This is a genomic window from Flavobacterium phragmitis, from assembly GCF_900112575.1.
Lineage (GTDB): Bacteria > Bacteroidota > Bacteroidia > Flavobacteriales > Flavobacteriaceae > Flavobacterium > Flavobacterium phragmitis.
The window spans coordinates 101,750-116,136 of the sequence record NZ_FOMH01000005.1; the positions used below are offsets into that span (position 1 = coordinate 101,750).

Genomic DNA, 14,387 nt, shown 5'->3' on the forward strand with positions numbered 1-14,387 from the left:
AATCTAAAATTTGTTAACATAAAATTACCATAATAACAATTTGGCTGAAAATTTGATTTTTAATATTGTGAATTTGTTATTGTTTTTAATTTTTAGATGAAGAATAATTGTAAAAATATAGTAAAAACAATATTGTTGTAACAGGAAAACGTTTTCGTAAAACGCATTATTGAATGATTTATGTCGTTGGTTTAAATTTTGTTGTCGTTGGTTTAATTTATTTTTTTTAACAATGTCTTAAGAATAATTTTACTTCATAACTAACAAAATAAAATAAACATGAAAAAAATTTTCTTAATCTTTATGATTGTTTTTACAGCGCAGGTTTCGCTTGCACAAGTAAAAAGTGTCAAGGGTGTGATTACAGATTCTGATGGTATGCCATTACCAGGTGCTTCTGTTGCAGTACAAGGAGGTCAAAAGGGAACAACTACCGATTTTGACGGATTGTATTCAATTGAAGCTCAAAAAGGTCAGACTTTAGTTTTTACTTATGTTGGACTGGAAACTCAGACAATTGTTGTAGGCGATGCTACTACAATTAATGTAAAGATGGTGCAAGGAGCATCAAATGCATTAAATGAAGTTGTGGTAACTTCTTTAGGTATTAAAAAGACAAAAAAATCTTTAGCATATGCAGCTCAAGAGCTTAAAGGTGAAGAGTTGACTCGTGTTAAAGATGCCAACTTAATTAATACTGTAGCTGGTAAAATTGCAGGTGTAGCAGTTACAAGAAGTTCATCAGGTGCTGGTGGAACTACAAAAGTAACTATTCGTGGTAATTCATCTTTTGTAAATAATCAGCCGTTATATGTTATTGATGGTATTCCTTTGTATAATGGAGGAGCTGGACAGCCAAACGGAACTTTTGGAGATTTAAATGGAGGAAATAAAGATGGAGGAGATGTAGTTTCTTTAATTAATCCAGATGATTATGAAGGAATGACAGTTCTGAAAGGTGCAGCAGCTTCTGTACTATATGGTTCTCAAGGAGCAAATGGGGTTATTTTGTTATCTTCTAAAAAAGCAAAAGCTGGAGCAGAATCATTTAATGTGAACTCTGTTACAACATTTGAAACAGCTGCTTATCTTCCTGAATTTCAATCTGATTATACTTCTAATGCAGGAGATCCAAGATCTTGGGGTGCAAAACAAAAAGTTGAAGGTGATAAAGAGATTAAAGACTTTTTTGATGTAGGAAATACTCAAATTACATCTATGACTTTTACAAAAGCTACAGAAGGTGCTTCAACAGCTTTAAGTTATGCTAATACAGATTCAAATGGTATAATTCCAGGAAATCATTTAAAGAAAAATAACTTCGGAATTCGTCAGACAAGTAAATTTTTTGATGATAAGTTAAGTGTTGCTGTAACTGCAAATTATGTTACTCAAACAATTAACAACAGACCAACAAACGGATTGTACTTTAATCCAATTGCTGGTGTATACAGCCATCCGAGAGCATTTACTTTGAATGACTTAAAAACTTATGAAGTTTTTGATCCAGTGAAAAATATGATGCAGCAAAACTATCCTGGATTTGCTACAGTAAACGAAAGTAATGAAAATCCTTATTGGCAGATTAACAAACAAAAATCTATTGATAAAAATAATTTCTTTACAGGAGCAATTGCTTTAGATTACAAAATTGCAGAATGGTTCCATTTAACTTCTAGATATAGCTATAACAGAAACGAAAGTAATTTCCAAAAAGGAATGTATGGAAGTTCTGCAACTTCTTTAGTACATCCTACAGGGAGATATATTAATGCAAATCTTATTGGAACACAAAACTACGCTGATTTGATTGCTTTGTTTAATACAAAAATTAACGACAATTTTAGCTTTAATGGTACTTTAGGTACAAGTATAAATCACTCAAGAGCAACTGGATTAACAATTGATTCAGGAATTGGTGGAGGATTAGTTTATGATAATATATTTACATTAGGAAATTTTGTGAATAATAATGGAAATGTTCAAACAGGTGCGGAGAGAGAAGTTCAATCTGTATTTGCTGCTGCAACATTTGGTTACAAAGATTACTTATTCTTAGATGTTGCAGGAAGAAATGACTGGTCTTCTACATTAGTTAATACTCAAGATCCAGGATATTTTTATCCAGCTGTTGGTGCAACAGCAATTCTTAGTGAAATGACAACGATGCCAGATTTTATTAATTATGGTAAAGTTCGTGCAACTTTTGCTCAGGTTGGTAATGATATTGCTTCAACAATTACAAGTCCAACATCTAGTATTGTAGCTGGAAATATTGTTAATCCTACGGTTGGACCTAGACCGGGAACTAGCTTGAAAAACGAATTAAAATCTGAATTAGAGCTTGGTACTGAATGGAGAATGTTTAATAACAGATTAGGTTTTGAACTTTCATATTATACTTCAGATACGAAAAACCAATTCCTTCAAGTACCTGCTGAATCAACAAATGCTAATGGATATACTTTCTACGCTATTAATGCAGGTAGTATTTCAAACAAAGGTTTTGAGGTTGTTTTATCTGCTGATATTGTTAGAGGTGAAAAATTCAATTGGGAATCAAGAATCAACTATTCGCAAAATAAAAGTAGAGTTAATGATATCCCTTCGGAATCAACAGGAGGAAGAATTGTACTTACAGATCCGGGTTCTAACTCTTACAGATATTCATTGATTGAAGGAAGACCATTTGGAGTAATCGAAGGTTTCGATTTTCAAAGAGATGCGCAAGGCAGAATCTTGGTTAATGATGATAATACACTACAGAGAACAGATTGGAAAGAAATTGGAAATGCAAATCCTGACTTTATGCTGGGCTGGTCTAATACTTTTAAATTAGGAGCATTTAGAGCAAATATTTTGCTAGATGGCCGTTTTGGAGGAGAAGTTCTTAGTTTAACACAGGCAATCAATGACTTTAACGGAGTTTCTAAAGCTACAGGAGATGCAAGAAATGCAGGTAGTGTTAAGATTAATGGTGTTAGAGCAAGCGATAATACTCCGGTAACTTCAATGGATCCATACGAATATTATAGTAATGTGGCTGGAAGAAATGGTGTTAGTAGCCAATATATTTATAATGCAACGAATGTTAGCGTAAGAGAGGTTTCTATAGGTTATACATTCGATAAAGCAAAAATACCATTTGTTCAAACGGCATCTATTTCCTTAATTGCTAGAAATTTATTCTTTATTTATAAAGATGCTCCATTCGATCCAAACGTGGCATTGAGTACAGGTGAAGGTTTACAAGGAGTTGACGTATTTGGAATGCCGTCAACAAGAAGTATTGGTCTTAATTTAAACTTAACATTCTAATCTTACAATCATGACACTAAATATTATAAGAAAAACAGCAATATGTTTCTCGTTACTGGCAGCTGTTAGTTGTACAGATAATTTTGACGAGATGAATCAAAATCCAGTAGGAGCGACTACGCCGGATTTAGAACAAAATTTTAATAACATTAAAAGTTTGATAAAACCAGCATTTACCAGACTTTATATCTCAGATGTTACTTGGCAGTATCAATTGCAGCAAAGTTTGCAGGCAGATGGATGGTCAGGATATATGACTACTCCAAATGAATTTGGAGGAATAAACAATCATAACTACAATTTAAATCAAAACTGGAATGGTTATGCTTGGGATGATGCGTATGTAAATATCATTGCAAATTTGTTTAAAATTGAACAAAGAGCAAAAGGAAAATATGATCAGTTTTATGCATGGTCACTTATTATTAAAGTGGCCACTATGCAACGTATTACAGATATGTATGGTCCAGCAGTATATTCTAAATTTGGAGGAGAAGGATTAGCAACTTATGATTCTCAAGAACAAATCTATGCTCAGATGTTTAAAGACTTAGATTTCGCAGTAACAGATTTAACCGCTAGAGTTGCTGCTAGTGAGGTTTCTAAATTTACAGAAACAGATCAGTCTAATTATGGAGGGAGTTATTCTCAGTGGGTTAAATATGCAAACTCTCTACGTTTAAGATTAGCGATGCGTATTTCTAAAGTAAATCCAACATTAGCAAAAACGGAGGCTGAAAAAGCTGTAAGTCATTCAATAGGAGTATTTAAAGTAAATGCAGATGTCTTAAAAATTAAATCACCATTAGATTTAAATGTTATAGATGTAATGAGTCATGCTTGGGTAGGTCTATTCATGGGAGCTGATATGGAATCTATTTTAGGTGGTTACCAAGATCCTCGTATGGCAAAATATTGGGATCCATCGGTTCAAGTTGCGGGCGAATACAAAGGAGTTAGAACAGGTATAATTTATCCTACACCTACAACTTATGCAAATTTTTCGCAAACTGGAGCGAGAACCAAAACAGGAGAAGTAACATGGATGTCAACAGCTGAAGTTTACTTTCTTAGAGCAGAAGGCGCTTTAAGAGGATGGAATATGGATGGAGTGGCAAAAGATTTGTATGAAGCTGGTATTAAAGCTTCTTTTGATCAGAATGGTGTAGAAGGAGCAGCAGCATACATTAGCGATAATGTAAAAGTTGCTAAAGATTATGTAGATCCTATTAATGCAGCAAATAATTCTCCAGCAGTTTCTAAAATTACTGTGGCTTGGGGAGCAACAAATGAAATAAACTTAGAAAAAATCATCACTCAAAAGTGGATTGCTACTTATCCTGATGGGCAAGAAGCATGGTCGGAATATAGAAGAACAGGTTATCCAAAATTATTTAGAATAACAAATAACAAAAGTGGTGGTGTAATTAGTACTGAATTAGGGGTACGTAGATTGCCATTCCCTTTATCTGAAGCAACAAACAACCCTAAAGGAGTTGAGTCTGGTGTTGCAGTGCTTGGTGGTGCAGACAATGGTGCTACTAGACTTTGGTGGGATGTTGATAAAGCAAACTTCTAAGAAAAACAAGAATATTAAGTTTGGTTAGTAGTAATGGTATAGGCGGTGTGAGCTGTCTATACCATTCTTAAATCAAAATGTTGATTACTACAAAAAAAGAAAAGAAATGAAAGGTGCTTTAGATATAAAACCTGATATTAGTTATAAAAGCGCAGGAAAGTTTGAAGAAACTCGATTTGAAAAAATTCATAATGAAATCTTCAAAAATTCTGTAGAAGCTTCTGTAATTGTAGCTCAGGAAATTGCGCAGCTGATTCGGTCTAAACAGGAGAAAAACAAATCTTGTGTTTTAGGATTGGCTACAGGTTCTTCTCCTATAAAAGTTTACGAAGAACTGGTGAGAATGCATAGAGAAGAAGGACTAAGTTTTAGCAATGTAATCACTTTTAATTTGGATGAATATTATCCAATGACAAAAGAGAACAATCAGAGTTATCACTATTTCATGCATGAGCATCTTTTTAATCATATTGATATCAAACCTGAAAATATTAATATTCCAGATGGTACAGTTGCAATTGAAGAAATCAATCAGTATTGTATCGATTATGAAATGAATATTAAAAATGCAGGTGGTCTTGATTTTCAATTATTAGGAATTGGACGTACTGGCCACGTTGGTTTTAATGAGCCAGGTTCGCACATCAATTCTGGAACCCGAATTATCACATTGGATCATATCACTAGAGTAGATGCTTCGTCTGCTTTTAATGGTATTGATAACGTGCCGAAACGTGCCATTACAATGGGAGTTTCAACAATTATGAGATCAAAGCGTATTGTTTTGATGGCATGGGGACAAAATAAGGCAGATATCATTAAGAGAACTATTCAAGGAGATATTAGTTCAGAAGTTCCAGCGACATTTTTACAAAATCATGCGAATGCGACTTTTGTTTTGGATCAGTCTGCAGCTTCAGAATTAACTCGTTTTAAAACACCTTGGCTGGTTGGCGAATGTCTTTGGACTCCAGAAATGAAGAGTAAAGCGATTGTTTGGTTGTGCCAAAAAACAAAACAGTCTATTTTAAAACTGACAGACCGTGATTATAATAATAACGGAATGTCTGATCTTTTGGCTCAAGAAGGTTCTGCTTATGATATGAATATCAATATGTTCAATATTTTACAGCATACCATTACGGGATGGCCGGGAGGAAAACCAAACACAGATGATTCGCATCGCCCAGAAAGAGCGAATCCGGCAAAAAAGAGGGTGATTCTTTTTAGTCCGCATCCAGATGATGATGTGATTTCTATGGGAGGAACTTTTTCTAAATTAATCAAACAAGGTCACGACGTACATGTCGTGTATCAAACCTCTGGAAATATTGCAGTTTCTGATGAAGAAGCATTAAAATTTGCTGAAGTAGCCAGTGATTTTGTTGGTGAAGAAAAAGCGGATATCAATTTCAAAGCTGTTATCGATTTTCTAAACAATAAATCGGAAAACCAAATTGATTCTTTGGAAGTTCGAAAATTAAAAGGACTTATCAGAAGAAGAGAATCTTATGGCGCAACAAGATATATTGGACTTAAAGATGAGAACACGCACTTTTTAGATCTTCCTTTTTATGAAACAGGACAGGTTAAAAAGAATCCGTTAGGTCAGGAAGATATTGAAATTGTAAAAGATATTATTGCTAAAATAAAACCGCATCAGGTTTTTGCAGCGGGAGATCTAGCAGATCCGCACGGCACGCATGAAGTCTGTTTGAATGCCATTTTTGCTGCTTTAAAAGAACTTAAACCAGAACCTTATATGAAAGACTGCTGGTTATGGCTTTACCGAGGAGCTTGGCACGAATGGGATATTCATGAAATCGACATGGCTGTTCCGTTAAGTCCATCCGAAGTTCTATTAAAACGCCACGCTATCTTATTTCATCAATCGCAGAAGGACAGAGTTATGTTTCAAGGAAATGATTCTAGAGAGTTTTGGGTTAGGGCAGAGGATCGAAATAAAAATACAGCCGTTTTATATGATGAATTAGGTTTGGCTGAATATGAAGCGATAGAAGCCTTTAAACGTTTTGATTACTAACTATTTTTTTGACGATTCATTTTGAAAATGAATCAAATACAAAATTCAGATTGATCTCATTGCAAAAGTGAGGTAAAGCAGAAATCGGTCTGGGTTTTGTTTTTTTAATAAATTAGGGATACTAAACTATCCAACCAAAAAAAGAAAAAATGAAATATCTATTTGTACTATTGTTTGCGGGCTTATCTGCAAGCGCTCAGGTTAAAAAAGAGCAGCTCAATCTTATGCCTTGGCCTCAGAGCGTGGTTATTAATGACGGTAATTTTGCCTTAACTAAAAGTTTTAAAGTAAATATTACAGGTAATCCAAATCCAAGAATTTTTGGAGGAGTAACGCGTTTTCTGCGCCGTTTAGATGGTAGAACAGGTATGTTTTTCGGACAGGGATTCATCACAAAATTAAATGAAGTCCCAAATGCCGAATTGCAGATCAATTGTACAAAAAGTGGTAAAATTGGTTTATACGAAGACGAAAGTTATCATTTAGATATTACATCAAATAAAATTACGCTTAATGCTTCAAGCGATTTAGGAGCTTTGCACGGTTTAGAAACATTATTGCAAATGCTTCAAAACAATGCCTCATCGTATTATTTTCCAGCTTCAAAAATTTCCGATTTTCCAAGATTTACGTGGAGAGGTTTAATGATTGATGCTTCAAGGCATTTTCAGCCAGTTGATGTGATCAAAAGAAACATCGATGCATTGGCAGCAATGAAAATGAATGTTTTTCACTGGCATTTGGTTGACGATCAAGGCTGGAGAATTGAAATGAAAAAACACACAAAGTTTATCGAATTAGCTTCAGATGGACTATATTATACACAAGAAGAAATTAAAAATATCGTGAAATACGCAGATGAACGCGGTATTTTAATAGTTCCAGAAATAGATGTTCCAGGTCACGGATCGGCAATTTTGACTGCTTACCCAGAAATTGGCAGCAAAGTGATTACGCTGAAGGGAGGAACATCTGAAAAAAATATTGAAGGTACAGCAATTGCTACCTATGGAGTTGAAAGAAATGCGGGAATTTTTTCTCCAACATTAGATCCTTCAAATCCTAAAACATATCAGATTTTAAGTGGTGTTTTTGATGAGGTTTGCCCATTATTTCCAGGAGATTATTTCCATATTGGAGGAGATGAAAATGAAGGAAAAGATTGGGATGCCAATCCGAAAATTCAAGAATTTAAAAAGAAACACAATTTAAAAACCAATCACGAATTACAAACCTATTTTACCATGCAGTTGGCTCCGATGTTGAAAAAACACGGAAAACAATTGATGGGATGGGAAGAAATCTTAACGAAAGATTTATCTAAAGAAGCTATTGTACATTCTTGGAGAGGACCAAACGAAGGAATGACAGCTGGACAATCATTAGTAGATGCAGTTAAAAAAGGATATAAAACAGTTTTATCAAATGGCTATTATATCGATTTAATGTACCCAATTGCAAGCCATTATTTAAACGATCCAATGCCAAAAGGAGCTAATCTGACAAGCGAGGAAAAAGCAAGAATCCTAGGAGGTGAAGCAACCATGTGGACTGAATTGGTTACTCCAGAAACCATAGATTCAAGACTTTGGCCAAGAACAGCCGCAATTGCAGAAAGACTTTGGTCTGCTGAAGATATTGTAGATGTAGAGAACATGCGTAAACGTTTGGAAACAATTTCTTTCCGATTAGAAGAATTAGGAATTACACACATTAGAAATAAAGCAGTTATTTTAAGAAACATCGCTAATAATCAAGATATAAAATCGCTTAATGAGTTTGCAAAAGTATGTGAGCCATTAAAAGGATATACAAGAAATAAAGGAGGAACCGAATACCAAATGTATTCTCCATTTACTTTATTTGCCGATGCATGTGGGCCAGATGCAAAAGATTCACTTGCATTTAACGAAGCGGTTAGCCAATATTTAACAAACAAATCGGCTGATAATAAAGCAAAAGTGACTGCATTTTTTAATAAATGGATAGCAGTTCATAAAGGATTGACTGAGTTGAGTGCCAACGCACCTCTGGTACAGCCAATTCTGCCGTTAGCCAAAAAACTAAGTGATGCATCACAAGAGTTACTGCTTGTTTTAGAAAATAAATCGACTTTGAAAACTGCAGATTTAAAAAACTTGATAGAACAATGCAATACAAAAGACCATGCAGATGTAGAGTTGTCTGTATATGAAAGTTTAAAAAAATTAATTTAAGGTTAGGTTTGAATTAGTCTTTAGTACGTCTTTAAGCTTACTAATGTTTTTTTAGAGTACTGATTATCTCTGCCAGACGATTCTGGCAGAGTAATCTAAAAACTTTGAGAACTTTTTCAGAATTCTAACCAATAATCAACTAAAAAATAACCAATAACGGAGTATTAACCTTTAAAAAACCAAATAGAAAGAATACAACAAAACATGACAAAAAAGAGTATAGATTGATGAGTAGTCCCAAATTTATCATTTGTATTTAAGATTAATTTTTTAAAAATTATAAATAAATATCAATCACTACTATTGGCTAATGATTATGTATGAATCAGTAATAGTAATATTTATCTATAGAATTTAATTTGAGTTTATTTCCAATCGACAGCAGCCTTCCAACCTGCAGTTGAGCGAAACCCAGAAGCTTGATGCTGCTGTGGCCCAATTACTTATTTTCTATTAACTAATATTTATTAATTATGAAACATTTTTACAGATTGCTCTTTTTGTTACTGTTTCCCTTACTTGCGTTGGCGCAACCAGCCCACGGAAAAAAAGTAGTAGGGTATTATGCGCAATGGTCTATCTATGCCAGGGACTTTAATGTTCCGAAAATTGATGGAAGTAAATTGACGCATTTAAATTATTCTTTTTATGGGACGACTTATGATCCTGCCCATCCTGAGAATACAAAATTAAAATGTTTAGACACTTATGCTGATTTTGAGCATATGGAAGGTGGAATTCCTTGGGATGCACCAGTAAAAGGAAACTTTTATGATTTAATGAAATTGAAAGAAAAGTATCCGCATTTAAAAGTTTTAATCTCTGTCGGAGGATGGACAAAAGGTCAAGATCTTTCTCCAATTGCTGCAAGTCCTGTAGCAAGAGCGGCTTTAGCAGCAGACATGGCAAACTTCATTACTACATATCCGTTTATTGATGGTTTCGACATCGACTGGGAATATCCTCTTTCTGGCGGAACTGACGGCACAGAAATAGTAAATGGCGCGCCTGTTCCTCCACAAAAATATAGCCCTGATGACAATAAAAATTTAGTGCTTTTATTGAAAGCGATGCGTCAGGCAATGCCAAATAAACTGGTTACAATCGCTGCTGGAAACAATGTTAGAAATGTTTCTAAACAGTATTTAGGGCCAAACAACAGAGCACAATACGGAATGACAGAAGATATTTCTACTTATTGTGATTACATTACCTATTTCGGATACGATTTTGGCGGAAACTGGTATGATAAAACCTGTTATAATGCACCATTGTATGCAAGTGGAAATCCTAATGATCCATTGTATGGCGCAGCACAATCAGAGTCATTAGACGAATTAACAAATCAATATTTAAACGTAATTGGTTTTCCTGCTAATAAATTAATTATGGGATTGCCTTTTTATGGAAAAAAATTCGATAACGTTGCTGCAAATTCAACAAACGGATTATTTGTTGCAGCACCAAGATATATAGTTGGTGGATGTACAAATCCGCAAAATCCAACAGGTACATGGGATGGTTCTGGTGCTTGTGAAAAATCAGGAAGTATTGAAATTTGCGATTTAGTTGGAAATCCGGTTACTAATTCTCATGCTTATTTAGATCCAAATACTATGATGGTAACTCCAGCCGCAGCTTCTGCGGGTTGGGTAAGATATTTTGATAATACTACAAAAGTTCCTTATTTATATAATGCTACTTCAAAAGAGTTTATTTCGTATGAAGATAAACAGTCAATGGATTTAAAAGTACAATACATAAAATCCAGAAATTTGGCAGGAGGAATGATTTGGGAATTATCTCAAGACACTAGAGGTTCGATTCCGAATTCATTATTAAATCAGGTAGATACTTCATTTGGCAGTGTTGTTCCGGGAACAGTAAGTATTGCAGGTTCTGTAAAAAACGGATCAGCTTTGGTTACAAATGTTACAGTTGAATTACGAAATGCAAGTAATGTAGTTATTCAGACCGTAGTTTCTGCTAATGGAAATTTTACTTTCAATAATTTAACTTCTGGACAAAATTATACACTTACAGCATTAAAAGCTAGTTATACTTTTACTCCAGTAACGTTGACAAATGTAACAGTGAACCAAACAGCTGTTGTTATTAATGGAACACAGCCAACTTACACTGTAAGCGGAACAGTTTTGGATGGAAGCACTCCAGTTTCCGGCGTAACCGTATCTGCTGTTTCAGGAAGTTCAACATTAACAGCAGTTTCAAATGCAAGCGGAGTTTATAGCGTTGCAGGTTTAACAGCAGGTTTAAACTATACAGTAACAGCTGCAAAAACAGGATTCTCTTATACTCCAGCTTCAACAGTTTACAACGCTATTGATTCAAACAAAACTTTGAATTTTACTCAAGGTGCAGCAGTTGTAACTTACACAGTTAGCGGAACAGTTCTTAACGGAAGTACTGCAGTTTCTGGCGTAATTATTACAGCAGTTTCTACAGCAGGAAATGTTACAGCAACAACTAATTCAAACGGAGCTTATACACTTACATTAGCCTCTGGTGGAAATTATACCGTAACAGCATCTTTAACAGGACAAACTTTTTCTCCGGCTTCAACAGTTTATTCTAACTTAAATGCGAATAAAACATTAAACTTTACTCAAGATGTTGTATCAACTTCAAGTAAAATCAGCGGAACAGTTAAAAACGGAACAACTCCGGTTGCAGGTGCAAAAGTAGAATTAGTTTTACCTTGGACAGACAATAATCACAATTGGAAAAGTGTTTTAGCAACAACAGATGCTCAAGGAAAATACAGCTTTGATAATTCTGTGATTGATGGTTATACACAAGCTTTAAGCTTGAAACTAAATTCATGGCAAAATGGAGAAGTAGCTTATTACCCGAACAATCTGGCCAACTTTGCAATTCCTACAAATCCAACTGTTTATAATTTTAATACAAGTTCAACAGCAAAATCTGCTTTAGCGTTGGCTGCAAATTTAATTAGTGGTACAGTTAAAAATGGTTCAACTCCAGTAGCAAATGCAAAAGTAGAAATTGTTTTGCCTTGGACAGACAATACACATAACTGGAAAAGTGTTCTCGCAACAACAGATGCATCTGGAAATTATACTTTCGATAATTCAGTTGTAGCAGGCTATACACAGATTTTAAGTTTGAAATTAAACTCTTGGCAAAATGGAGAGTTAACGTATTACCCAAACAATCTAGCAAATTTTGCCGTTCCAACAACTCCAACAGTTTATGATTTTAATAGACAAGCAGTAGTAACGACTAAACCAATAGTAGCCATTACAGCGCCAACAGCTTCGGCGGTTGCTATAAATTTAGGATCATCAATTAATTTTGTTGCAACTGTTGGATTAAGTGCTTCCGATGCTACTACAATCTCATCTGTGGTGTTTAGTTTAGATGGACAAAACATAAGTGCTTCCAACTCTTCAGGAACTTATACAGCGAGTTGGACACCAACGGCAAATCAGTTTTCGCTTTCTCATACGTTAACGGTTACAGCTACTGCATCAAACGGAACAACGGATTCAAAAACATACAGCTTTACATTAAATTGTTCAGGTGCAAACTGTCCCAATACATTACCTGTAATTACTTGGAATTCACCATCAAACACTACTATATACCAAAGTTCTTTCCAGGCTGTGCCTATTTCAGTTACAGCTGTTGATAGTGATGGATCTGTTTCAGGCGTTACTATTACAATAAATGGTGGCACGTTCAATATGACAGCAGGTACAAATAATACTTACACGTATAATTTTACACCATCTGCTTATCAGGATTATCCGGTTGTAATCAAAGCAACAGATAATAAAGCTGCGGTAACTACCTTAAACAATACTATTAAAATTGCTACAATAAGTGGTAACAGATTCATACCGCTTCCATCTAAAATTATTTTAGGGTATGCGCATTCTTGGGAAAATACTTCAGCACCATTCTTATATTTTTCTCAAATTAAGGGAAGCAAATTTAACGTAGTGGATTATTCTTTCGTAGAAACTGTTAATCGCGATGGTTATACGCCAATACTAACTACTAATGACGCTAGATATTTGACCAATGGTGTTTTCGATAAGCAATTGTTGAAAAATGATATAAAAACATTAAGAGATAGCGGTGTTCCTGTTATTGTTTCTATTGGAGGCCAAAATGGTCACGTTGTTTTAGAAAATGTTACTCAGAAAAATATTTTCGTTAATGGTTTAAAAGCCATTATTGACGAGTACCAATTTGATGGAGTTGATATTGATTTTGAAGGTGGATCAATGAATTTTAGCGCAGGAGGTTTAAGAGATATTTCTTATGCGGGTATTTCTGCTTATCCGAGATTGAAAAACGTAGTAGATGCATTTAAAGAGCTAAAAGCTTACTATGGTCCTGGATTCTTGTTAACTGCAGCTCCAGAAACGCAATATGTGCAAGGTGGATATACTACTTACACAGATACTTTCGGTTCGTTCTTGCCAATTATTCAAAACTTGCGTAACGAGTTGGATTTGTTAGCGGTACAATTGTATAATACAGGAGGAGAAAACGGATTAGATGGCCAATATTATGGTACAGCTAAGAAAGCAAATATGGTAACAGCCTTGACTGATATGATCATAAAAGGATATAACATTGCATCAACAGGAATGCATTTTGATGGCTTGCCAGCTTCAAAAGTTCTTATTGCATTACCAGCTTGTCCGAGTGCAGCAGGTAGCGGATACCTAACTCCAACAGAAGGAATTAACGCTATGGACTATTTAAGAAACGGAACCAATTTCACTGGAAGAACCTACACTATGCAGCCAGGCGGACCATATCCTTCTTTAAGAGGTTTAATGACCTGGTCTGTAAATTGGGATGCCTCTTCTTGTGGTAATTCATCTGAATTATCTAAAGCATACGCGGCTTATTTTGCATCGCAAGCTACGGCTAAAACATTGGCTGTAGAAGATATAACGGCTGATAGTAATACAACTTTAGCTTACTTTAAAAACAATACTTTATCGGTATCTGATGAAACGGAAGACATTGTTCAGGTTGATGTGTTTAATACGATAGGACAGGCTGTTACGAGTCATAGAAATATTCAAAACAACAAAGAAGTACTGCTTAATAGCCCAAGTTTTGCTAGTAAACAGATTTTTGTAGTTATAGTAACAGATAAATCTGGACACAAAAAGTCATTGAAAGTAATGAACTTTTTAAACTAAAATAAAAGGATTGAAAATTT

5 protein-coding genes are annotated in these 14,387 nt (G+C 34.7%); all 5 read left to right on the forward strand.

What is annotated here, in order from left to right; all coding sequences use genetic code 11:
* Positions 1–279: 279 nt before the first annotated feature.
* The 5 genes from BM289_RS10440 to chiA all read left to right on the forward strand — a co-directional run bounded on the left by BM289_RS10440 (position 280) and on the right by chiA (position 14,367).
* The gene (locus tag BM289_RS10440) at positions 280–3,318 is read left to right on the forward strand and encodes a SusC/RagA family TonB-linked outer membrane protein (RefSeq protein ID WP_091493014.1); all 3,039 of its coding nucleotides are present in this window, start codon (positions 280–282) and stop codon (positions 3,316–3,318) included.
* Between the two features lie 10 nt (positions 3,319–3,328).
* A complete protein-coding gene (locus BM289_RS10445; RefSeq protein WP_091493015.1) occupies positions 3,329–4,897 on the forward strand; it encodes a RagB/SusD family nutrient uptake outer membrane protein in 1,569 nt (522 codons plus the stop codon).
* Positions 4,898–5,003: 106 nt separating this feature from the next.
* On the forward strand, positions 5,004–6,941 hold the full coding sequence (nagB, locus tag BM289_RS10450) for a glucosamine-6-phosphate deaminase (protein WP_091493017.1): 1,938 nt from the start codon (positions 5,004–5,006) through the stop codon (positions 6,939–6,941).
* Between the two features lie 149 nt (positions 6,942–7,090).
* Positions 7,091–9,157 carry a beta-N-acetylhexosaminidase gene (locus BM289_RS10455; RefSeq protein WP_091493018.1) on the forward strand — a complete coding sequence of 689 codons (2,067 nt, stop codon included), beginning with the start codon at positions 7,091–7,093 and terminating at the stop codon, positions 9,155–9,157.
* Positions 9,158–9,630: 473 nt separating this feature from the next.
* Positions 9,631–14,367, forward strand: coding sequence for a T9SS-translocated chitinase ChiA (gene chiA / locus BM289_RS10460; RefSeq protein ID WP_091493020.1), 4,737 nt, complete (start codon positions 9,631–9,633; stop codon positions 14,365–14,367).
* Positions 14,368–14,387: the final 20 nt, after the last annotated feature.